General features: G+C 49.3%; 21 protein-coding genes. 14 read left to right on the forward strand and 7 right to left on the reverse strand.

The annotated features are described in order from the left end of the window. Positions 1 to 104 precede the first annotated feature (104 nt). Both B157_RS0100740 and B157_RS0100745 read right to left on the reverse strand, forming a co-directional pair. Positions 105 to 2,456, reverse strand: a complete 2,352-nt coding sequence (locus B157_RS0100740; protein ID WP_026308386.1) for a glycosyltransferase family 4 protein — start codon at positions 2,454 to 2,456, stop codon at positions 105 to 107. A gap of 219 nt (positions 2,457 to 2,675) precedes the next feature. Beyond that, a complete protein-coding gene (locus B157_RS0100745; RefSeq protein ID WP_020601458.1) occupies positions 2,676 to 2,984 on the reverse strand; it encodes a DUF4286 family protein in 309 nt (102 codons plus the stop codon). Positions 2,985 to 3,070: 86 nt separating this feature from the next. Here B157_RS0100745 and B157_RS0100750 point away from each other — a divergent pair, with 86 nt between their 5' ends. From B157_RS0100750 to B157_RS0100760, 3 genes are all read left to right on the forward strand, one after another. Beyond that, positions 3,071 to 3,505 (forward strand): hypothetical protein, encoded by a 435-nt coding sequence (locus B157_RS0100750; protein ID WP_020601459.1) that lies wholly within the window; start codon positions 3,071 to 3,073, stop codon positions 3,503 to 3,505. Positions 3,506 to 3,781: 276 nt separating this feature from the next. Next, entirely contained in the window at positions 3,782 to 4,294 is a 513-nt protein-coding gene (locus tag B157_RS0100755; RefSeq protein WP_020601460.1) for a C40 family peptidase, read from the forward strand. 178 nt (positions 4,295 to 4,472) lie between these two features. Further along, positions 4,473 to 5,009 (forward strand): DUF2911 domain-containing protein, encoded by a 537-nt coding sequence (locus B157_RS0100760; RefSeq protein WP_020601461.1) that lies wholly within the window; start codon positions 4,473 to 4,475, stop codon positions 5,007 to 5,009. 2 nt (positions 5,010 to 5,011) lie between these two features. Here B157_RS0100760 and B157_RS0100765 read toward each other — a convergent pair whose 3' ends face one another. Beyond that, complete coding sequence (locus tag B157_RS0100765; RefSeq protein WP_020601462.1) at positions 5,012 to 5,959, reverse strand: alpha/beta hydrolase; 948 nt, start codon at positions 5,957 to 5,959, stop codon at positions 5,012 to 5,014. A gap of 131 nt (positions 5,960 to 6,090) precedes the next feature. Between B157_RS0100765 and lacZ the strand changes: the two genes are divergently transcribed. Then, on the forward strand, positions 6,091 to 9,363 hold the full coding sequence (gene lacZ / locus B157_RS34095; protein WP_020601463.1) for a beta-galactosidase, LacZ type: 3,273 nt from the start codon (positions 6,091 to 6,093) through the stop codon (positions 9,361 to 9,363). 223 nt (positions 9,364 to 9,586) lie between these two features. Continuing rightward, on the forward strand, positions 9,587 to 10,738 hold the full coding sequence (locus B157_RS0100775) for a sigma-54-dependent transcriptional regulator (RefSeq protein WP_020601464.1): 1,152 nt from the start codon (positions 9,587 to 9,589) through the stop codon (positions 10,736 to 10,738). Between the two features lie 97 nt (positions 10,739 to 10,835). Here B157_RS0100775 and B157_RS0100780 read toward each other — a convergent pair whose 3' ends face one another. Further along, positions 10,836 to 11,975 (reverse strand): hypothetical protein, encoded by a 1,140-nt coding sequence (locus B157_RS0100780; protein ID WP_020601465.1) that lies wholly within the window; start codon positions 11,973 to 11,975, stop codon positions 10,836 to 10,838. 38 nt (positions 11,976 to 12,013) lie between these two features. On the opposite strand from B157_RS0100780, the gene B157_RS0100785 reads away from it, so the two are divergent. After that, a complete protein-coding gene (locus B157_RS0100785; protein WP_020601466.1) occupies positions 12,014 to 12,553 on the forward strand; it encodes a hypothetical protein in 540 nt (179 codons plus the stop codon). Between the two features lie 19 nt (positions 12,554 to 12,572). On the opposite strand, the gene B157_RS0100790 is transcribed toward B157_RS0100785, so the two are convergent. Beyond that, complete coding sequence (locus B157_RS0100790) at positions 12,573 to 13,775, reverse strand: sensor histidine kinase (protein ID WP_020601467.1); 1,203 nt, start codon at positions 13,773 to 13,775, stop codon at positions 12,573 to 12,575. A gap of 336 nt (positions 13,776 to 14,111) precedes the next feature. Here B157_RS0100790 and hemA point away from each other — a divergent pair, with 336 nt between their 5' ends. Both hemA and B157_RS0100800 read left to right on the forward strand, forming a co-directional pair. After that, positions 14,112 to 15,395 carry a glutamyl-tRNA reductase gene (gene hemA / locus B157_RS0100795; RefSeq protein WP_020601468.1) on the forward strand — a complete coding sequence of 428 codons (1,284 nt, stop codon included), beginning with the start codon at positions 14,112 to 14,114 and terminating at the stop codon, positions 15,393 to 15,395. A 99-nt stretch (positions 15,396 to 15,494) separates the two neighbouring features. After that, entirely contained in the window at positions 15,495 to 16,088 is a 594-nt protein-coding gene (locus B157_RS0100800) for a DUF4230 domain-containing protein (RefSeq protein ID WP_020601469.1), read from the forward strand. Between the two features lie 33 nt (positions 16,089 to 16,121). Here B157_RS0100800 and B157_RS0100805 read toward each other — a convergent pair whose 3' ends face one another. Next, the gene (locus B157_RS0100805) at positions 16,122 to 16,535 is read right to left on the reverse strand and encodes a hypothetical protein (protein ID WP_020601470.1); all 414 of its coding nucleotides are present in this window, start codon (positions 16,533 to 16,535) and stop codon (positions 16,122 to 16,124) included. Positions 16,536 to 16,582: 47 nt separating this feature from the next. Beyond that, a complete protein-coding gene (locus B157_RS0100810; RefSeq protein ID WP_026308388.1) occupies positions 16,583 to 17,821 on the reverse strand; it encodes a sulfite oxidase in 1,239 nt (412 codons plus the stop codon). A gap of 222 nt (positions 17,822 to 18,043) precedes the next feature. On the opposite strand from B157_RS0100810, the gene B157_RS0100815 reads away from it, so the two are divergent. The 6 genes from B157_RS0100815 to B157_RS0100840 all read left to right on the forward strand — a co-directional run bounded on the left by B157_RS0100815 (position 18,044) and on the right by B157_RS0100840 (position 21,959). Then, positions 18,044 to 18,580: a YqgE/AlgH family protein gene (locus tag B157_RS0100815; RefSeq protein WP_020601472.1), complete on the forward strand. Its 537-nt coding sequence runs from the start codon at positions 18,044 to 18,046 to the stop codon at positions 18,578 to 18,580. A 125-nt stretch (positions 18,581 to 18,705) separates the two neighbouring features. Next, positions 18,706 to 19,314: a porin family protein gene (locus tag B157_RS0100820; protein ID WP_020601473.1), complete on the forward strand. Its 609-nt coding sequence runs from the start codon at positions 18,706 to 18,708 to the stop codon at positions 19,312 to 19,314. Between the two features lie 122 nt (positions 19,315 to 19,436). Then, positions 19,437 to 19,904 carry an NADH-quinone oxidoreductase subunit A gene (locus B157_RS0100825; RefSeq protein ID WP_020601474.1) on the forward strand — a complete coding sequence of 156 codons (468 nt, stop codon included), beginning with the start codon at positions 19,437 to 19,439 and terminating at the stop codon, positions 19,902 to 19,904. Then, on the forward strand, positions 19,901 to 20,461 hold the full coding sequence (locus tag B157_RS0100830; protein WP_020601475.1) for a hypothetical protein: 561 nt from the start codon (positions 19,901 to 19,903) through the stop codon (positions 20,459 to 20,461). Before B157_RS0100825 ends, B157_RS0100830 begins: the two co-directional genes overlap by 4 nt. Then, the gene (locus B157_RS0100835; protein ID WP_020601476.1) at positions 20,462 to 20,986 is read left to right on the forward strand and encodes an NADH-quinone oxidoreductase subunit B; all 525 of its coding nucleotides are present in this window, start codon (positions 20,462 to 20,464) and stop codon (positions 20,984 to 20,986) included. A 37-nt stretch (positions 20,987 to 21,023) separates the two neighbouring features. Beyond that, on the forward strand, positions 21,024 to 21,959 hold the full coding sequence (locus tag B157_RS0100840) for a hypothetical protein (RefSeq protein ID WP_026308390.1): 936 nt from the start codon (positions 21,024 to 21,026) through the stop codon (positions 21,957 to 21,959). Positions 21,960 to 21,964 lie beyond the last annotated feature (5 nt).

The raw sequence follows: 21,964 nt of genomic DNA on the forward strand, positions 1-21,964 counted from the left end.
GCCGCCAAAAGTAAGGTATGATTCGTAAGAAAGTAGCAATAGAATCGCTGAATCAATTGATTTTTAACTCTTTTACTCAGCCGTTCTCACGAATCGTTGACCGTTTATCCGTTCATCAGTATGGGCATTTTTACGTTGATGGGCTTTGCTGCAACCTGTTTTTTGTGGGCCAACTGTAACTCGGCCAGCGCTATCAGGTACGAAAGCGTCGATTCTGCCCCCTGGTTTTGATTGACCCGGTCAATGTGCAGTCCGTCACGGCATCCACCGGTTTGCTGGTCATATAATGGTAAGCCCAAGTCATTAAAACCCGAGAACCATTTGAAAATTCGAATTGCGGTGCGGTACCATTCCTCGTCCCCCGTAACTTCAAAGGCGGCCAGGCAGGCCGATACTGTACTCTGCGCTTCCAGTGGTTGCTGATCGAAAAAAGCGCGGGGAAAGCCTTTGGTGTAAAAACCATTGGACCCGATGGGCTGGAAGTGTCCGTACTGCGAGGTTTGCAGGTCGATTAACCACCGCAGCGAAGCGAGACCAGTCTCTACCAGCCGCTCATTACCGGAGCGCAGCAGGGCATGCGCCAGGATAGCATTGTCGTAGGTTAGTGCGTTCTCAAACCAGGGCCAGTCTTCCATAGCCGTTTCGGTATAGCGGAACATCAGTTTATCGAGTAACTGCCGCTGAATGTTTTTAGCCAGCCGGTCGTCATTGAATTTTTTCTGGTACTCATGAATACCCAGCAATGAAAAGGCCCAGGCGCGGGGAGATGTCATGGACGACACGCCGGAGAGTACATTTTCCAGCATGTTCATCGCCCAGGCAACCGTGTTGCGGTCGGTAGACCGGCCAATACAGGTACCCAATGCCCAGATGGTACGACCGGTGCTATCGTCGGAACCTACCTCTTCGAGCCAACGCCGGTCGTAACTCATAAAATTACGGAAGCGCCGGTAGTCGTGTGCGTAGGCGTGATTGATAAAGGCACAGTAATTATCGGCGGTCCGGGCCAGTTTGGGATCGTTCAGCCCGGCTTCCTGCAAAATCTGGGTCAGAATCAATGCCCGTGCGTTATCATCCGTACAATAGCCTTCCTCGTAATAAGGCAGGTGATGCCGGGCGTGCTGCACGATGCCAGTCGAATCGGTCAGCCGAAACAGATGATCAAGCCTTAACTCGGGCAGTTTGAAAGCGCCATTTGTGTGAGCACCCATTACGTAAGGCACTTCATTGTTGATGGTGCTCATCCGTTCTTGCCGGGCCTGGGTAAAGGAGTGAGCATACAATTTTATGACCTGCTCCCATATCATTTCGCGCCCCATCAGGTAGGCCTTCTTCCGCATAGAATGGCGGGTAGGTTCATCCGACAGCAAGTTGATAATTTGCGTAGCCAGAGCTTCCGAATCGCCAAAGGGTACCAATCCCCCGCGGCCATCGGCCAGGAGCTCTTCGGCGTGCCAGTAGGGGGTCGACACTACCGCTTTCCCACAACCGAAGGCGTAGGCCAGCGTGCCCGACGTAATCTGGGCTGGATTCAGGTAAGGGGTAATGTAAATATCGGCCGAACCCAGGTATTCCCGTAAATCGGCCAGTTCAACAAACTGGTTGTAAAAACGAATATGATCCCGCACGCCCAGGCTGGCCGCCAGTTTTTTCAGGCTGTTCCGATAGGCTTCTCCCTCATGCTTAAGCAGGTGCGGATGCGTAGCGCCCAGCACCATATAAACCACATTTGGGTGTTGCTCCACAATTTTAGGCAGTGCCTGAATCATGTTCTCAATTCCCTTATTGGGCGATAGCAAGCCAAACGTCAACAGCGTCTGTTTCCCCTCCATCCCAAACTTGTCCTTGTAAAAGTGCGGGTCGACAAAAGGCATATCGGGAATGCCATGGGGAATGACGTCTATTTTTTCATCGGGTACTTCGTAAATGTTAACCAGGAAATTCCGCCCTTTCTCCGTCATACAAATCACCCGGGACGATAAATCAGCAATGCTTTTCAGCACCAGCAACTGTTCTTCATTGGGATCTTTTAAAATGGTATGAAACGTGGTAACGATTGGCATGGTCAGGTTGCGCAACAGCGTCAGGATATAGCTACCGGCCGAGCCGCCATAAATGCCGTACTCATGTTGCAGGCATACCACATCAACATCTTTCGCATTCAGAAACTCAGCCGCTTTCTGATACGCGTTCTGGTCGTGCTGGTAAAAATCGTATCGAACTTCGCCCGGATAGTCATAGCCCTCCGGTGTATCGTTTACCGAGACGACAATGGCATTGGAATTGGTGATGAAGGAATTGTAGGATGCATAAAGGTCGGAGGTGAACGTAGCAATGCCGCACTGCCGGGGCAGGTAGTCACCAATAAAGGCAACATTTTGCGGGTTGTGCTCCCACACATCAGATGAGTGTTTATCTGGCGAAAGGGACCCATTATAGTTCATGAGCTTTGTCATAGATGTTGAGTTGACCGTACAAAAAAGAAGGTTCTTTACCTTCTACTATAAGCATCCAGCTTCGTTTTTGTTTGGCCATCTACAACATATTCTTATCCGCGAGACTGTTTTTTTCTATTCTGCCAATTATCGTTTAAATAAATCTTGTTTTTGGACTATAAGCCTGCTTTGAAGCTTCCGCTCTTTTACGAGCCAGGTGGTAAAAGATACACCGTTCAGTTAAACTTCTTCCAGCAGGGTATCGAACGAAAGAAACTGGTTGCCAAATCGATGCTGCATACGCTGACGCAGGGCGTCGGCGTGTAGTTCCTGATACGTAATATAGTCTCTCATCGTTTCAAAATTCAACTGAAATGAATAGGTGATACCTCCGTTGTCAAGCTCGGTAAGCAGGCGGAGAATTTTGTGGGAAACGGGCAGTTCTGTGGCTTCGGCGGCTGATATAAAGAACCGTTTCATCCACCGCAGCCAGTCATCGGCTACCTCGGTGGCAACGCTATAGGTCGTGTTGTAAAGAATCATTGCCATACAAACGTACAATTGTCGGTGTAAGTTGGCTGTTTGGTTGTTTCTTTGCTTTCAGAAACTGATATATTCATTAAATAGTCTGATTTATGTATTCTGGATTAGTACATGCTCACTCGGGGCTTCGGTGGGTAGCCCTCGTTTTGTTAGTTGCTGCTGTAGTTACGGCCATTGGTAAGTGGCAGGGGCGGGGCGGCTATACCGACGGTAATCGCAAACTATACCTGTTTACGCTTATTTCCGTACACACGCAGTTACTGCTGGGTATCGTACTTCTGTTCATCAGCCCAAAAGTAAATTTCGGTATGATGAGCGAGAAACTGTACCGTTTCTACAGCGTTGAGCACACAACCGGTATGCTCATTGCTATTATCCTGATCACTATTGGTTACTCCCGCTCCAAACGCGCTTCGGATGCCACGGCCAAACAACGACTGGTGGCTACTTTCTACGGAATAGGGTTGTTGCTCATTCTGGCTTCTATTCCCTGGCCCTTCCGAAATCTGGGAGCGGGCTGGTTTTAGGTTGATTGTCAACACGTAAAAAAAGCTGTCCGTTGTAAGGAGCCACAATCTCTTTACGACGGACAGCTTTTTTTATGAGTAACGCGTGAAAATAGTTTTCTCAACCGTTGAGGAAGAAAGATGAATTTGCCTTTATTTATCTAAAGGTCAATTGTTTATAAAAACTGGCACGAAAAAAATTGGGTAAAGTGTAGAGAAAAATCCTCATTTGAGTTGGTCCTTTTTTGAAAAAAAACTACTTTTATGAACCTAACTTGACTTTAACCCTATTATATAATGAAAAAAGTGCTCCTGACAGTACTTTGTACTGTCTCGTTTGGCATCGTTCAAGCTCAGAATATACCCACCGTAACACCAAAAGAGACTAGTTTTTACGAACAAATTCCGGTCGTTCATGAAGTAATCAGTTTTGCCAAAAAGCACCTTTCTATTCGGTATCGCTCGGGTGGAACAACTACACGGGGCTTCGATTGCTCAGGTTTTACCCGCTTCTGTTACAATCAATTCGGTATTTCTCTCCCTCACTCCAGCGCAGCTCAGGGTACGGTTGGTAAGGCTGTCGATAAAGAAGCCGCCCAGCCCGGCGACCTGATTCTGTTTAAAGGACACGATGCCGGAGGTAACCGTATTGGTCACGTCGGTATGATTACCGAAGTGATTGGGGACCAGATAAAATTTATCCATTCTGCCTGGAGTGGTGGTGTCCGGTACGATTACCTGAAGGCCAGTTATTATCAACGACGTTTTATGGGCATCAGACGGGTAACTAATTTACTCGCGGAAAAATAAAAGCTGTTGCCGGCATTATACTCTAATTTCCCGGAGCGGCTTCTCAGCCGCTTTATTTTTAGCTTGTCGGAATGACATAGGTGGCTGGTAGGGCAGATAAGCAGACTGGGGAAAGGCTACAACTTATAAAAACACTTCCTACCTTGCAGAATATCAGTCTAAAACCACCTGACCAACCATGAAACGTCTGCTTATTATCCTTGGGATTATTGCCGCTGTTGCGCTCATCGGCTTTTTTACACTGCGTAGCTGGACAAAATCAGGTAGCCCTGAAGCCATAGCACAGGTCGATCAGAATGGGCTTAAAATTAAAGTAGATTACTGCCAGCCTTACAAAAAAGGACGGAAAATTTTTGGTGGCCTGGTTCCCTATGGTGAAGTCTGGCGAACGGGAGCCAATGAAGCGACTGTTGTTGACTTTGATCAAAACGTACTCGTAGCCGGACAGCCGCTGGACGAGGGCGAGTACTCCCTCTGGACCATCCCATCAAAAGATGGCTGGATCGCTATTTTTAACCGGGAAACGGGCCAGTGGGGTACCAACTACGACCAGACCAAAGATATAGTGCGGGTGCCCATTGTTTCGCGTGAACATAGTCCCAAAGCGGAGCAGTTTTACATCAGCTTTTCGCCCACAGCTAACGGAACCGATATGATTCTGGCCTGGGATGAAACCGAAGCCATCATCCCGATTCAGAAGCGGGAAAGACGCTAGTGTCAGCGATGAAAACCCGTTCCGATAAACTTTAGTGCATCGGGCAGACCAGTACGCCAGTACGACCACGTATGAGCACCATCGCGGGCGCGGTATTCGTGCGGGATTTTTCGATCTAACAGGGCAATGTGCAGCATGGCATTACCAACTGTCAACGCATCATCATCGCCACAATCAATATACCAGCGTACCTGAGTGAGGTCGTTTGCCGGAGCCGACCGGGCCAGTACAAGGGGACTGTTTCGTTTCCAGGTGAGTGTTAGCCGTTCCTGCCCTTTCACGGGCCCACTGAATATAGGGGCGAAAACGGTATTATATCGTTCGTCGGGCATACTGGCAATGGTTTCGTCGGTGCGGACAGCCGCACTCAATGCTGCGCAGGAACTGAACAGCTCGGGATGGTGCATGGCCAGGGTCAATGAACCAAACCCACCCATCGACAGGCCCGATATAGCCCGGTATTCACGCTGGGTACGCGTTCTGAACATGGAGTCGATGTGCGGCACGAGTTCCTGTACGAACATATCCTCGTACCGGACTTTATTTTCAAAGTCATTTACGTACCAGGTAGTGCCTGCATTGGGCATGATGATAATCATGGGTGGTAACTCGCCGGATTTGATGCCTTCATCGGCAATACGGTCGGCCTCCCCAAACTGAACCCATCCGGTTTCATTATCTCCCAACCCGTGCAGGAGATACACGACGGGATAGCGCCGGTTGGAAACATAATAGTCGGGCGGGAGATAAACCGAATATTTGACTTGCCGATTCAGTAGGGAGCTGTTAAATATCATGCTCTCCAGCAAGCGTATCTGCGGAGCCGAAACAACCGGCACCGGGCCATTATTTTGGGGCGTTGTTAGCTGGGCACGCCGGCGCGATTGCGCCGGAGCGGTCAGCGTCAGTAGGATTAGGCAAAAACAAAGGAGTAAACTTCGAGCCATCATAATGTTTAACGAGAGGATTAAATTTTCAGGAAATTCATAGTAACCTACTTATCAAGAGTTAAGTTGACTTTTTCTTTACAAAGCCACTCCGCAAAACTAATCGCCTGTGTCATAAACTAAACGTGTTCACGATGTACAAACGCCTGCTAAGCTGTCTATTTTTAACAACTTTAACGATAGTAACCAGTATTGCCCAGAATCTGCCCGACTGGGAGAATCCTGAGGTTATCAGTGTGAATACAGAAAAACCCCATGCCACACTAATACCGTTTGCCAATGAACAACAGGCACTCAATACTGCCGACTGGCGTACGTCGCCCAACGTTACCCTGCTCAACGGGACCTGGAAATTTCGCTGGGTGAAGCATCCCCTGCTGGTACCGAATGATTTTTATCAGCCGTCAATCAACGACCAGTCCTGGGATAACCTGCCCGTTCCGTCAAACTGGCAGGTTGTTGGTGCCCGCGAAGGCAGGGCGTATGACCGGCCTATTTTTACGAATATAAAGCACCCTTTTCCCGCTACGCCCCCACGTATCACCTCAGATACAAATGCCGTTGGCCTGTACCGTGTTCGCTTTACGGCTCCGGCCAATTTTCAGGATCGAAATATATTTCTTCATTTCGCGGGTGTCCAGTCTACCTGCCGGGTATTCCTGAATGGAGAATTGGTCGGGTACCATGAAGACAGCATGACACCGGCCGAGTTTCTCATTACCGATAAGCTAAAGGCGGGAGAAAATTTACTGGCGGTGGAGGTTATCAACTGGTCGGACGGGAGCTACCTGGAGGACCAGGATTTCTGGCGGATTTCGGGTATTTTTCGCGATGTGTTCCTCGTCTCGACTCCCAGAAATTACCTGCGCGACCTGACCGTTCTGACGGACTTGGATGAGCAGTATAAAAACGCGACGATAAAAATTATGGCCAACGTCCGAAACCTGGCTCCCGGACGGACACCGCCCGTTTATCAGCTTCGCGCTACCCTGTACGATGCAAAAAAAGCGGTCGTTTTTACGGAAACCATCGATTCGGACAATATGACCGATACGGGGCAGGAACGTTTTTTTCGGTTGCAGAAGGCCGTGAAAGCGCCTGCCCTCTGGAGTGCTGAATCTCCTGAATTATACACACTTACCATGCAATTGATTGGAACGGGTGGGCAACCGACAGAAGCTATTAGTCAGCGGGTTGGTTTTCGGGAAATGACGCTGGCCAACGGACAACTCCTGCTGAACGGGAAAGCAGTTGTTTATAAGGGCGTTAATCGGCACGAATTCGATCCGAATACGGGGCGGGTTATCAGCCGGGAGTCCATGATTCAGGACATTAAACTGATGAAGCAACATAATATCAACGCTGTCCGGACGTCGCACTACCCGAACGTAACGGACTGGTATGACCTGTGTGATGAGTATGGATTGTATGTGATTGATGAAGCGAACATCGAAAGCCACGATCTGTGGTCGAAGGAGCAAACCCCGGCCGCTAAACCAGAGTGGCGCGATGCCTTTGTGGCGCGGGGACGTGCTATGGTGGACCGGGATAAAAACCATCCGTCTATCGTTATGTGGTCGCTGGGGAACGAAACGGGCATGGGGTCGAATTTTAAAGGGATGGCCGATATTGTGCGCCTTATTGATTCTTCCCGGCCTATTCATTACGAAGGCCGACAGCCCTATACCGGCACATCGCTAACCAGTTTTGATATTATTTCGACCATGTATCCGTCAGTCGATGACATGGTAAAACTGATGGAGAAAGACCCCAACCGGCCGTTGATTATCTGCGAATACGCCCATGCTATGGGAAACAGCGTCGGTAATCTGTCCGACTATTGGTCCATTATCGACAAGTACCCCCGGATGCAGGGGGGCTTTATCTGGGATTGGGTTGACCAGGGGCTGCGATTGAAAAATAAAGACGGCAAAGCGTTCACAGACCATATCAATCACATCGATGGGGCCAATGCGGGCGATGGGCTGGTTAATCCCGACCGCACCCCCCAACCCGAAATTAACGAGGTTAAATTTGTTTACCAGTCCATAAAACTGGCACCACCGGCCCCGTTGCTGGCGGGCCAACCCATCAAAATAAACGTTCGGAATACCTACAATTTTCAATCGCTCGAACCCTTCAGGCTGGAGTGGGAACTGATCAGGAACGGGAGCGTTGTGCAGCGGGGGGCAGAAAATAATCTGGTAGCCAGGCCTGGCCAAACGCAGGTACTGACCCTGCCTGTCAAACTGGGAGCTTTAGTGGATACCCGGTTGATTGATGGTAATGCACGACCTTCGGCGGCAGTGCTCGCCAAACGGGCTGCTCAGTCGGGAGAATATTTTCTGAATATCAGCGTACGACTGAAGCAGGCAACGAGTTGGGCATCCGCCGGGCATGAAGTGGCTTCCGGTCAGTTTCCCGTTAAAGCCGACCCCCTGCCCGCTACCGTTATGAATATGAGCCGTATTCCGCCCGTAAAGGCTACCGCTACGGCAACGGGCGTAACGGTTCGGGGAAAAGATTTTGCTCTGGTGTTCGATAAGGCCACCGGATCACTAAAGGAGTGGATGTATAAAGGCAAGAACCTGCTGGCGCAGGATTTTCAGCCGAGTTTGTGGCGCGTTCCTACTGATAATGATGAAGGAGGAGGGGCCGCTTCTTTCGCTGCCCGCTGGCGTAAAGCAGGCCTTGATACCGCAATCGCCTATCCGGTAGATTTTGCCGTCGAGAGCCACACGCAAACCGTGCTGGTAAGCTGTATTAATGATGTGATAGGCAAAGGAGGGCGTATCCGCCAGCAAACGGACTATACTGTTTATGGAACTGGCGATGTACTGGTTACAACCACCTACACACCCTCCGGCACCCTACCGCCCCTGGCCCGGGTTGGGCTGCAATTTCAGATGCCTGCTGTCTTTACTGACCTGACTTGGTACGGTCGGGGTCCGTTTGAGAGTTACCCAGACAGGAAAGATGCGTCTAAAGTCGGCCGGTACGAAGCCAAGGTTTCTGAACAGTTTTTTCCATACACCATGGCGCAGGAAAATGGCAACAAGACCGATGTGCGCTGGGCTAAGCTGACCGATGCAACAGGTATGGGACTACTAATTATGAGTGACGGAGTTGATAATCATTTTCTCAGTATCAACGTTCGGGATTATACCGACGATACGTTGCTGAACGCTAAACAACCCGATGCGCAGGAGGTGGAGCGTGGTGATGTTATTGTGGTAAATGTCGATATGGCACAGATGGGACTTGGTGGTGATGATAGCTGGTCACCACGTGTCCATCCCGAATACCAACTACCGACAAACAAGCCTTACTCGTACTCATTTCGAGTTCGTCCGGTCGATACGCGGACGAACGTTACGGAAGTAGTGAGCCTGTCGCTGCCTAAATAGGAGAGAATGAATTTGATGAAGGATGGTTTGTGGTAAATTAGTTGGTTATTTGTGTTTATATTTCCCTATCGGGAAAGTAGGGAACGTATATTACTTATTCGCTTAATTGGTAAAGAAAGAAATACGTTTAATGAAAAATTAGTTGCTTATGTATCGAATTCCGATATAAAATCACCTATTTTCGGGCTTGTACTAATCTATTAAATAAAAATTTACCCAGTTTATGGCCAAACTAATTATCGTGGACGACGAAAAACAAATTCGGGCTGCTCTACGCGATATTTTAGAATACGAAGGCTACGAGGTCGACGAAGCGAAAGATGGTGAAGAAGGGCTGGACATGATTATGCACAAAAAGTACGACGTGGCTTTGTGCGACATCAAAATGCCTAAGATGAACGGCCTGGAATTACTGATGAAGGTGAATGAAGCTGAAAGAAGCACGCAGGTTGTGATGATTTCGGCCTTCGGCAATGTAGAGAATGCGGTAGAAGCAACGAAGCGCGGAGCCTTCGATTTTATTACGAAACCACCTGATCTTAACCGGTTGCTGATTACCGTCCGCAACGCGATTGAACAGTCTAAACTGGTTCAGGAAACGAAAACGCTCAAGAAGCGTATCTATAAACTCAATGAAATTATCGGGGAATCCGATCCGATCAAAAAAGTTAAGGATACCATAAATCGGGTAGCGGCTACAGAAGCCAGGGTACTTGTAACGGGGCCAAATGGCTCCGGAAAGGAGATGGTGGCCAAGCAGATTCACGAAAAAGGAAGCCGGGCCACGCAACAACTAGTGGAAGTAAACTGTGCTGCCATTCCCAGTGAACTGATTGAAAGTGAGCTATTTGGTCACGAACGTGGGGCATTTACCGGAGCCGCATCCCGCCGGGTGGGTAAGTTCGAACAGGCAGATGGGGGTACGCTGTTTCTTGATGAAATTGGTGACATGAGCCTGTCGGCGCAGGCTAAAGTGCTGCGGGCTTTGCAGGAGAACAAGATTACCCGGGTAGGTGGTGATAAGGAAATCAAAGTAAATGTACGGGTCATTGCAGCGACCAATAAGGACCTTCGAAAAGAAATTATAAACGGCAACTTCCGCGAAGACCTGTTCCACCGCCTGAGCGTTATTCTGATTCACGTACCAGCCCTGGCAGAGCGACGCGGGGATATTCCACTCCTGACCGATAAGTTTCTACATGACATTGCCACCGATTACAATGCCCCCCCCAAAAAGCTGACGCCCGGTGCCATAAACTTCCTTCAGTCGCTACCCTGGACCGGTAACGTTCGGGAACTGCGCAACGTCATCGAACGATTGGTGATTATGTGTGGCGACGAAATTTCGCTGGAAGACGTAAAGCTGTACACGTAGCCTGTATTAATAATTGGTAGGCTGCTGCCGCACGGTCTTTTTCGCGATACCACTGTCATGAAAAGAACCGTGCGGCAGCAGCCTACAATCAATCTCCTCAGATAATCATCAGGTTACAGCCGCGAATATCCGAATTGTCGAACCGGCCAATAACCCGGAAATCTTCCTCTGTGCCAACATACTGACCCAGGTCCTGCGTCTCGATAAACGAACACGAGTCCAGATTGGCTAAATCTACCACGTTGATGCCGCCGGTGCGACGCTCGCCGGTACGGGTATAATCCCTGGGGTACAGATGGAAAGGGTCATTGATATCCCGCAATACGATCCGCATCGTTGAACCGGGCTGAAAAACGCCCCCGCCAGTCGAGTAAGCCTGCGACAGTAATTCGGTCATTCCGTATTCAGAATGGATGGTTTGCACACCAAGCCGGTCGGTTAGTATGTCGTGTACTTCTTCGCGCAGTAATTCTTTCCGCCGACCTTTCATGCCACCCGTTTCCATCACAATCAATTGCGGCAAGTCGCCCAAAAACGCCAGATCCTGGGCTGATTCCGCCCAGTCCAGCAAGCCAAACGTTACCCCGATAAGCAAAATCTTTTTCTGGTCGGGTTGCCGGGCCAGTTGTTTTAGTTGCTCGGTCAGGGCTGCGTGATTATGCAGGAAAAAACCATCCTCATTCCCGGAAGTCTCCCCATTTTTGGTTGGCAGACGGGCACTTCGGGCCATAAATCGCTGAACCATATACACCAGCGAGGAGTTATTTCGTTCAAGATAGGAGGGAAGTAATGCCAGAATCCGGACATCTTGTAGTGGGCCGTACGCCCGCTCGAAAATTCGGGTGCTGATCGCATCATAGAGGGCTGAATCCGGCACAAAATGCTGACTGGTCAACTGACTTTTTTCGGCCGTAGTGCCGCTGCTGGCAAAGGTTAGCGTATCTTTAGTCGTCGCTTTTGCCCAGTCGATACCGGTTAAAACCGCGTGGTTTTTGAAAAAGCCAATGGGCATGAACGGTATCTGTCGAAGGCTGGTAATTTGTTCGGGCTGCGTAGCCAAATGAGCCAGATACGCGTTGTAGAGGGGATTATGAACGGCCTGATACCGGAAAACAGCTAACGCCAGCGATTCGAAGGCGTGCTGGTGTGGTGGGGCCAAACTGATTGCCAGGATTTGCTGCCGGAGTGATTGCCGAAGAACAGCAGCCCCGTCGGAAAGTGTTAATGAAAAAGACAAGATAACAAAATCGTTTATTGCACAACGAGTACAACAGTATGCGACGGCAACAAATTCAACCGTATTTATTCGTGTTCGGACTGGTCCTGACAATGTCGGCCTGTTTTAATGAACCCAATTATTCGAGTACCCCCGAAATTGACTTTAAAGGGCTGTTCAAATACTCCCTTAATGCCGGTACGGGCGTTGGTAAAGCTAAGCGGGACTCCGTTGTGATTACTATCGGCTTCAAAGACGGAGATGGTAATCTTGGAGTCGATAATCCTACCGAAGCTACCACCTCCAGTTATTCGGCTAATGGCGGTTGGGGTAACTATGAAATAAAAGCATTCAGACTTATTAATAAGCAATATGTAGAGTACCCCCAGCCGGTTCTTACCACGTTATTCTTTCCTGACCTCACCAAAGGGAAGCCCAAAGGAGCGATTGAAGGGACACTGGATTTCAATCAGACGTTTCCGTACGGGACAACCAATGTATTCTATCCGACTAAGTTTCAGATTCGCATTCGGGACCGCGCTTTTAATGCTAGCAATATTATCGAAACCGATACGATCACGTTGCCTTACGTACGATAACAGTACTCTGAAAATTAATTTAAGCAGGCGACCCACTATTCAGGATAATTCGGAACGTAGTGCCTTTGCCGACTTCGGAGCTTTTGACGAACAACCGGCCCTGGTGGTATTCTTCCACGATACGCTTTGCCAGCGTTAAGCCCAAGCCCCAACCCCGTTTTTTGGTACTGAAGCCCGGAGAAAATACTTTCTGCATGTTGGCTTTCGAGATGCCTTTACCCGTGTCGGTAATGTCGATGGCTACCTGTCGCTGCGATAGGGGTAGTATGTTTATCTGCAACCCGCCTACTCCTTTCATGGCATCGACCGCATTCTTGCAGACGTTTTCGATGACCCATTCAAATAATAGTTTGTTAATTCGGACCATCTGGTCGGGTGGTAACTGGGTGGCGAAAGTCATCTTCACTTTCGTCGAAATGCGCCTTGCCAGGTAATTGATGAACTGTTGCACCACGTCATTCAGGTTCTCCTCTTTCAGCGTGGGTACGGAGCCAATGCTCGAAAAACGGGCGGTTATGGTTTCCAGCCGCTGCACGTCTTTTTCGATTTCATCGGTAATGGAATCGTCAAACTGGTCGGGGTCGGAGCGCATGTACTCCACCCAGGCCATCAATGAAGACATGGGTGTACCCAGTTGGTGAGCCGTTTCCTTCGCCAGACCAACCCAAACCCGGTTCTGCTCCGCCCGGCGCGAGGAACTAAAGGCCAGATAAGCCAATACGCCCAGTGCCGTAAGGATAGCCAGCAACGCATACGGAAAATAGGCTAACTGACGCAGTAGTCGCGAATTTGTATAGTACACCAGCCCACGCTGGTCATCCCCCATTTCAACCATCAGTGGATCATGCTTTTTTTTCATCTCAGCAATTTTTTGCCGAAGAAAAGGCTCCATTTGATCATCTGTAGTTCCTTCCGGAATATCAAGATTGCGCTGAGCGGATATCTGGTTGTTCTGATTCACATAAATGACGGGGATCGTCTGATTTGCCTGCAAAATCTCACTCGTTACAAAGGTCAGATCGCCCGCATCCGGGTGGCTTGAGCCATACAGATAGCCTAATGCCCTGGCGTAAAGCTGCACATACTGCTCTTCCCGGTCTTCCAGTTTATTAATAAGCCGGTCGGTGTATAGTAGCGAACCTGTGCCAACAAGCAGGAGATTCAGGGCCACAATAATTTTCAGAATATTATTCTGATTATAAATATCGAATGATTTCAGCATGGGATACGGGCAGCAAATCCTGAAAATAGCTGCCTGAAAAGTAGCGTTTACCCGCACAAAAGTAAAGTAGCTTACCCACTAAACCATTACCGGGTAACCCTACTCTAACGAATAAGGATGGACGTTTTTTACTAAACGATAAAACAGGCGTAAATGTGCAGATTTGAACGTATGACCAAGTTAAGACGTTTCTATTCGTAGAGAACACAGGCGTGAGATGCAATCTGTTTAGATGGATTATAAATAAACCGCCGACATTTACAGGTCGTATTTATATCCGGCAATTATGCCGTAATTTTGTAGAGGCCACGGGCCAGTTAAGGCAATGTCAGTACCATGTTAGATACCTTCAAAGCAATTAGTTTATCGCACAAAACAGCTCCCTTGCAGGTGCGCGAACTGATTGCATTAAACGAAGAAGAAGCGAAGAGACTCATGCTTCGTCTGCGTGATTTTTTTGGATTGTCCGATTTGCTGGTGATTTCCACCTGCAACCGGACGGAAGTATATTACGCGTTTGAGCAGGACGTAAGTACCGAAATTGCCCGATTGTTACTCATTGAGAAAGGGCTGACAGATACGGATAATTACCTGCCGTATTTTCAGTTTTTCGCGGCTAATGATCAGGCCATCCGGCATTTATTTGAAGTGTGTGTAGGTTTACACTCGCAGGTGGTAGGCGACATGCAGATACCGAACCAGGTGAAGCAGTCATACCAGTGGTCGGCGGATATGGAAATGGCCGGCCCGTTCCTGCACCGTCTTATGCACACCATTTTCTTCACCAACAAGCGGGTAGCGCAGGAAACTGCCTTTCGCGATGGAGCTGCTTCCGTTTCGTACGCAGCTGTGGAGTTGATTGAGGAATTAGTGGGCGATCATCAGAACCCGACTATACTGGTGATTGGTCTGGGCGAAATCGGGACCGATGTCTGCAAGAATCTGGAAGCCCGGAAACTGACTAATATCACCCTCTGTAATCGGACTCATACCAAAGCCGAAGAATTAGCCCGTCAGTATAATTTCCGCGTGGCTGACTTCGCCAACCTGACCGAAGAAATTCGTCGGGCCGATGTTATTATATCATCGGTCATGCGCGATGAGCCGCTCATTACGCCCGACCTGTTGCAGCAGGTTGATGTATTGACGTTTAAGTATTTTGTTGATCTATCGGTTCCCCGCAGTGTGGATACCGCCGTTGAACAGATTCCCGGCGTGCTGGTGTATAACATCGACCACATCCGCAGTCGGGCCGATGAAGCCCTGAATCAGCGACTGGCTGCCATTCCACGCGTGGAAGCTATCGTGACGCAGGCCGTAGCTGAATTTGGCGACTGGTCGAAAGAGATGGTCGTTTCCCCAACCATCAACAAACTCAAAAATGCATTGGAGCAGATTCGTCGGGATGAGATTGCCCGGCACATGAAGCACCTGACGGTGGATGAGTCGGAGAAGATTGATAAGATTACCCGGGGCATCATGCAGAAGATCATCAAACTTCCCGTCCTGCAGCTTAAAGCGGCCTGCAAGCGGGGAGAGGCCGAAACGCTTATCGATGTGCTGAATGACCTGTTCGATTTAGAAAAACAATCGGTCGTAGAGCAAAAGCACGACTACTGATTTTATTGATATCGTTTACTTTTCAAGACTCCTGGCTCGTTAGTAAGTCAGGAGTTTATTTTTGACCCCTGGTCAAACCCCAGGAAACACCACTATTCCATGGCCCGACTACTTAATGCCCTGCTGCGTTTATTTCTGATTGCCCTGTTCGTTGCCGGTCTGCTGGCCATCTGGGAGCAGATTCGGGGGAGTGATATGCTCAGTCGTTTCCGGCGGGGTGATAACACTACGCAAAGCATTGTGCTAAAGGAAATCAAGGCGCTGGGTAAACTGGAACTGGTGAAATACACCTTCAAGGACATTGTGGAGCATGAGCAGGTGAATACCTACTTGCCCAATGCCAACGCCATCCTAATTGTGGAAGGCGAAGCAACCGGCTGCATCGACCTGACTAAAATTACTGCTGATGACATTCAGGCTACCACCGATTCAATAACGGTTTACCTGCCCAACCCTGAACTCTGCACCTGGAAAATAAACCACGACCGGTCGCGGGTGTACGATACGCGGTTTTCGTTTCTGGATCAATCTATGTTGGTTAGTGATGCCTACAAGAAAGCCGAACGTCAGGTCAGGCAATCAGCGCTGGATGGGGGTATTCTGGATCAGACGCGCAAGAATGCGCACCAGCTATTGCCCCCGTTGCTGGAGCAACTCTCCGGCAAAAAAATAGGACTGGCCTTTCGGGAGTAAACACCACAGCCCCGTAGCGTTTACTCCCGGGATTTATGGCTCCAGTTTATACCATTTAACCTGTTTCATGGGGGGGCGTCGGAAGGTGCCTTTGTCACTCATCGACGCCGGGCCGTAATATGTTTCGAGGTAGTCCAGAACGACTTTTTCTGATTCGCCCAAATCCCAGAGCTTGTGGTATTTCTGCATCCACCGGATTCGGTCTACCCAGCCTGCCCGCGTAAAACGGTGCTGTAAAATAAGTTTTGAGGAGTGGCAGGCCGTACACTGCGCTTTTACCATCATCAGGTTCGGTGCATCGATGAGGCCACTTTCGGCATCTTTTTTTAGCGTATCGGCCCTGAAAGGTGGTTTTGCGCTGGAATACTGGGTTACGGAATTGTTCCGAAAACTGGCCAGGCCAATAAGTAGTGCACCCAGTAAGAAAGCTATTTTCACTCCATTCATACGGCTATTGGTTGAGCAATGGGAAATCCTATTTTATGTGAACGGTTTTATACAACTGCTTTGACTGCAATGCGGTGGCAGGCGTTATTCAGATACCCACCCGGATTCCATTGCGGAATAACCATAGGCTGCGTAACGCCTTTGTCGTCTGTTGCCCGTACCCATACCTCGTAGTAACCGGGTTGCGGAAAGGCCAACTCGGCCGACCACTGTTGCCAGGCCAGCCTGTTTTTGGGCGGTGACAACTTACTTTTCTGCCAGGTAGCGCCGTAGTCGATAGAGGTATGCACTTCGGCAACGCTTCGATCACCTGCCCAGGCATGGCCGCGTATCGCTAATGGCTTTTTTATATCAACCATGGCCCCCGTTTTGGGATAAGTTACCAGCGACTTCACCGGCATAGACTCGATGATGCGGAAGTTCTGGGGCGTTTCGGCAACTTTTTCACCCGGCTCCACGGGTCGAATGGGAACCTGGTAGCTATGCCCCTCCATCTTGGCTCCGTCGTGTATTTTGTTACGAACGGCAATCGTGTGCAGCCACTTGCCCGATGTGGATGCGGGCCAGCCACCTACTACCAAACGGAGCGGATAGCCATGTTCCAGCGGTATATCCTGCCCATTTACCGCCCAGGCAATGAGCGTTTCCTCTTCCAGCGCTTTCTTCATGGGCACCCCGCGCGAGATGGCTACTTTGGTGGGGTCCTGACTCAAATGCGGGTCTTTGCCGTAATAACCGATATATACCGCATCATCTTTTATACCCACATCGGCCAGAATATCCTTTAACCGAACACCCGTCCACTCGGCGCAGCTTACAGCACCCTGCTCCCACGGATTACCGGATGTTTGTGGCTGATACCCCGCCCGACCATTGCCCCCGCACTCAAGCACGAGTTGATAGGTGTAGGGCTTAAATCGCTTTTTCAGATCATTGAGGGTATATGTTTTTGCACTTTTCACCGATTCGCCATTGATGGTCAGGGTCCAGGTTGCCGGATTGATGGGGTCGGTTGGTATCAGGCCATTGTTTCGAATAAACATTTTGCTGACCGGTGTAACGGCATCGTCGAGCAGATGAACCGGCGGCTCCACATTCCAGGGTTTGTCGCCCAGCACGGTCATTTCAGGGCTTTTTCCTTTGAGTGGATCGTAGTCGAAGGCGAGTGGCCGGTAATGAGGGGGTATTTTATCGGCGAAAATAATACTAGTCCCTGCCAGGGTGGCTACTGTTGCTAAAGTACTCTGCTGGAGAAAGCCCCGCCGATTAAAAATTGGTTGTTTCATACCGTATGTTTTGCCCATTTAAAAGTAATCTGCCCAATAAGTATACTACTGAATAGATGCTCTGGTTCCACTGAAATCTGTTCAACTGCGTAATCCGTATAAATAATATCTCATTTTGCGATAGCGTATTTAAGACTTTTTAATGAATATAGTGGTTGAAAAAAGCGTTTTATTAGACCATTTAATGACCAGCGTTTTATGAATACAACCCCATTTTCTGTAATGAACGGAAGTCTGCTGATTGCCGAGCCATTTATGGGCGATACTAATTTTGAGCGTAGTGTCGTGTTGGTTTGCGAACATAATCAGGCCGGCACATTTGGACTTGTTCTGAATCAATCGACTAACATTCACCTGAGCGATGTCATTGAAGAAGTTCAGGCCGACCTCCCCGTGTTTGTGGGTGGACCTGTTCAACAAAACACGCTCCACTTCATCCACCGTCGCCCCGACCTCATCGATGATTCGATTCCGGTGGTGGATGGGCTGTACTGGAGTGGTGATTTTGACCAGATCAAACGTGCTGTCAATCTGGGAACGCTCACGGAACGGGATGCCCGCTTTTTTATCGGTTACTCGGGCTGGAGTGAGGGGCAACTAGAAGACGAACTGCGTCAGAAATCCTGGATCATCAGCCACATCAATGCTGATTTTCTGTTCGACACACCAACCAGCGAGTTTTGGCGGGGCGTATTGAAACGAATGGGGGGGGAGTACAAATCCATTGCCCATTACCCGGTCGATCCACGGCTTAATTAATTGGTCCGGATAGCCGTACACTGAAAGTAGACAACGGCTTCCTGACTTTTTTTAACCAATTTTGTACTACTCCTGCGTTTTGGACGAAACCGGGCCGGAGGAGTAGTTCACCTTATCAGTTCTGTATGCATACGTATCGATTACTGTTTTTTGTTTGCCTGATAACTTCTTGTTTCGTCGCGCAGGCCCAAAGCGACAAGCCCATTGGTGGGCATTTTGGGGTGAAAGTTGGTGCCTCATTCACGCAGATAGCCATTTCGGGTTCTACTGTCAATATTCCAAAACGAGGTTTACAGCCTCATCTGGGCCTCATGTACCGGTACCGGTACAACCGCTATGTGGTGCAGCCCGAAGTAATACTGTCTGTTAGAGGGGGTACGTTTCAGCAGGAACAGAATGGCGGAACGCGGTCTACAACGGGCGTTTCCTATTACTATGCCAGTATTCCGCTGATGCTTGGCTACATTCCAACGGAAGGCCTGACCCTACAGGCCGGCCCTGAATTTAGTTATGCCCTCAATGCCGGACAAACTGGTGGCCCTGGAGCCAATAGTGATCTTGGTATAGCCGTGGGAGCTCATTACGACTTCCTGGACATGCTCAATAAATTCAGTTTGCATGTCCGTTACATATACGGCTTTACCAACGTGTCGCCTGAAGCAACAGCTGCCTATTACAACCGAAACCTGCAAGTCTCACTGGTTTATAACCTGTTTCCCAAAAAGAAGAAGTAGCGAGGTAGTCGGTTTATGGTTTGTAGTATACGGTCAGCTGATCGCACCGGCGGACCGGCATGGATTACTGCTGCATTCGCTTCCCGTAAACTATAAACCATAAACTACAAACCTGTCCATTCATGCTCTCCCAGTTCGGTATAATTCTGCTGTTTATTCTGGCCGCGTTTGCGTTCGTAGCTATCGTATTGTTTGTGGCGCGTCTACTGCGGCCAAACAAACCGAATGTTGAGAAGAACAGCACGTACGAATCGGGTGAGGAGCCTGCCGGGAACGCGAACGTGCAGTTCAACATCCGATTTTATGTGATTGCCTTAGTGTTCGTCCTGTTCGATGTTGAACTGGTTTTTCTGTTTCCGTGGGCCACCGTATTCGGTCAGGAGCGATTGATCAGTGCAACGGGTGGTAGGTGGGGCTGGTTTGCCCTGGTAGAAGTTATCCTGTTCGTTGCCGTTCTGGCCCTGGGGCTGGCCTACGTGTGGGCAAAGGGCTACCTCGACTGGGTGAAGCCTCAACCTAAAGTGCCAACGCTGGAAACGAAAGTACCCCCGCATTTGTATCAACAGGTAAACGACCGTTACAAACGTTGACCTGGTCCCTGTTTCGCTACTTCTGGCTAACGCTATTTACGGGTTGTTTCCTGACTGATACCCTATGGGCACAGCAACCAGCTGTTGCAGGATATCACGTGAAAGTTAAAACAAGCTCAGGAAATTATTTTTCAGGCTTATTACAAGAGGTAACAAGTTCATATCTGTACATTGGGAATGACCCCTATGAACCAGAGAGTAGGATTCCGCTGGACGATGTATTGAAAGTAGTTATTCGTCGGCAAAACAAAAAGAACGCGGTTATCAGTGGAGCCGTTGTCGGAGGGCTCATGCTGGGATTCATAACGAACCAATCCCTTCAAAGGGTTCCGCCCCGAAGTTTGTTTACCTACGGTCTGATTCTGACATTTGCTGCGGCAGGTGGCGCTGCTGGCGGGGCATTGGCCGGATCAACACTACATAACGTATCGACCAGCCGAACGATTCGTCCGCCAAAAAATGAAGACGCCAGCCTTAACCTGTTTCGCCAGTTGGAGCCTTACAGCGCACGATATCAGCAGGATTTTATTAACCGATTACCCCAAACTAATAACTAAATGGCTACTCATCCCGCATCCGATAAATCAGGTGAAGCCAGCGTCATGCTGATGCACTCCGAAGACCTGCTAAACTGGTCGCGGGAGAAATCGATGTGGCCCCTCACGTTCGGACTCGCCTGCTGCGCTATTGAAATGATGGGCGCCATGACGGCCAGTTACGATCTCGAACGGTTTGGTATCTTCCCGCGCCCTTCTCCCCGTCAGTCCGACATCATGATCGTTTCTGGCACGGTAACCTACAAAATGGCCGATCGTATCCGACGCTTATATGAGCAGATGGCCGAACCCCGGTACGTTATTTCGATGGGGTCCTGCTCCAACTGCGGTGGTCCTTACTGGCAGCATGGCTATCACGTAGTAAAAGGGGTGGATCGCATTATTCCGGTAGACGTGTATGTGCCCGGCTGCCCACCCCGCCCCGAGGCCCTTATCGATGGTTTTTTGAAATTACAGGAGAAAATAAGAACTGAGCATCCGCTCCAGAAGGAGCCTGTGCAGAAAGAGCATCTCCCAAACGAGTGAATTTTTAGCCCTTGTAACACGCTGAAGGGAACACGCCATGAACGTACTAAGTAACGCACTTCGTCAAACGTCCGGATCAATCCGATTGATAGGACTCATCTACTGCGTCACGCTGGTGCTGGGTTTGCTGGTGACGTTGCCGTTTTATAACACGCTTAACGCTGAAGCGCATAGCTCAATGGCTTTCCTGAAGTTGCTGGATGGGTTTAATTATACCGTTTACTCCGATTTCATGCATAATAGCCAAAAGGCCCTTTCGCCACTTTTCAGCGTTGGCCGGTTGTTGGGTGTGTTGTACATTTTTCTGAGTATTTTCTTTGCCGGGGGTATCCTCCTGCGTTTTGCTCAACCCGGCACCCCATTCAACGCTGGTTCATTTTGGCAGGGATGTGCCGAGTACGTTGGGCGATTTTTGAAAATCTTCGGCGTAACGATGCTGTTTATTCTGGTCGAAACGATAATCTGGCTGTTGGCGGGTTCGCTGGCTGGTTTTGCTCTGAGCGATTCCCTGACAGAACGAGGACTGTTCTGGATTGGAGCCGTATTTTTCGCGCTCTTCCTTCTTACCAGTACCTTACTGCTGTGCATTGGCGATTATGCCAAAGTCCTGATGTTTCGGGAAGACGAGCGTAACCCATTCCGGGCGTTCGGTCGGGCTGGTCGGCTGGTGCTCAAAAACATAGCCCGAACCTATGGCTTATACTGGCTTCTTATTCTTATCGGTTCAGCTTTGTTTGGTATCTACTTTCTGCTCGATGCCCTAATTCCCATGAGCAACTGGGGGACCGTCCTGCTCATGTTTATGATTCAGCAAAGCCTGATCTTCGCCCGCACCGGGCTGAAAGTGTTGTCGTTGGGTGTAACTTATACTGTTTACGAAAGTCTGCCTCATCCAATTCTCATTCCCACCCCCATCACGGTAATTACCCCGGCTTCTGCATCCGATGATGAATCACAATTTAGTACGGTTTAAGCAGT

This window comes from Spirosoma spitsbergense DSM 19989 (assembly GCF_000374085.1).
GTDB classification, from domain to species: Bacteria; Bacteroidota; Bacteroidia; order Cytophagales; family Spirosomataceae; genus Spirosoma; species Spirosoma spitsbergense.

Coding starts and splice junctions, on each gene's coding strand:
- B157_RS0100740 (WP_026308386.1), bottom strand. CDS start 2,456: ATGACAAAGCTCATGAACTATAATGGGTCCCTTTCGCCAGATAAACAC.
- B157_RS0100745 (WP_020601458.1), bottom strand. CDS start 2,984: ATGGCAATGATTCTTTACAACACGACCTATAGCGTTGCCACCGAGGTA.
- B157_RS0100750 (WP_020601459.1), top strand. CDS start 3,071: ATGTATTCTGGATTAGTACATGCTCACTCGGGGCTTCGGTGGGTAGCC.
- B157_RS0100755 (WP_020601460.1), top strand. CDS start 3,782: ATGAAAAAAGTGCTCCTGACAGTACTTTGTACTGTCTCGTTTGGCATC.
- B157_RS0100760 (WP_020601461.1), top strand. CDS start 4,473: ATGAAACGTCTGCTTATTATCCTTGGGATTATTGCCGCTGTTGCGCTC.
- B157_RS0100765 (WP_020601462.1), bottom strand. CDS start 5,959: ATGATGGCTCGAAGTTTACTCCTTTGTTTTTGCCTAATCCTACTGACG.
- lacZ (WP_020601463.1), top strand. CDS start 6,091: ATGTACAAACGCCTGCTAAGCTGTCTATTTTTAACAACTTTAACGATA.
- B157_RS0100775 (WP_020601464.1), top strand. CDS start 9,587: ATGGCCAAACTAATTATCGTGGACGACGAAAAACAAATTCGGGCTGCT.
- B157_RS0100785 (WP_020601466.1), top strand. CDS start 12,014: ATGCGACGGCAACAAATTCAACCGTATTTATTCGTGTTCGGACTGGTC.
- B157_RS0100790 (WP_020601467.1), bottom strand. CDS start 13,775: ATGCTGAAATCATTCGATATTTATAATCAGAATAATATTCTGAAAATT.
- hemA (WP_020601468.1), top strand. CDS start 14,112: ATGTTAGATACCTTCAAAGCAATTAGTTTATCGCACAAAACAGCTCCC.
- B157_RS0100800 (WP_020601469.1), top strand. CDS start 15,495: ATGGCCCGACTACTTAATGCCCTGCTGCGTTTATTTCTGATTGCCCTG.
- B157_RS0100805 (WP_020601470.1), bottom strand. CDS start 16,535: ATGAATGGAGTGAAAATAGCTTTCTTACTGGGTGCACTACTTATTGGC.
- B157_RS0100810 (WP_026308388.1), bottom strand. CDS start 17,821: ATGAAACAACCAATTTTTAATCGGCGGGGCTTTCTCCAGCAGAGTACT.
- B157_RS0100815 (WP_020601472.1), top strand. CDS start 18,044: ATGAACGGAAGTCTGCTGATTGCCGAGCCATTTATGGGCGATACTAAT.
- B157_RS0100820 (WP_020601473.1), top strand. CDS start 18,706: ATGCATACGTATCGATTACTGTTTTTTGTTTGCCTGATAACTTCTTGT.
- B157_RS0100825 (WP_020601474.1), top strand. CDS start 19,437: ATGCTCTCCCAGTTCGGTATAATTCTGCTGTTTATTCTGGCCGCGTTT.
- B157_RS0100835 (WP_020601476.1), top strand. CDS start 20,462: ATGGCTACTCATCCCGCATCCGATAAATCAGGTGAAGCCAGCGTCATG.
- B157_RS0100840 (WP_026308390.1), top strand. CDS start 21,024: ATGAACGTACTAAGTAACGCACTTCGTCAAACGTCCGGATCAATCCGA.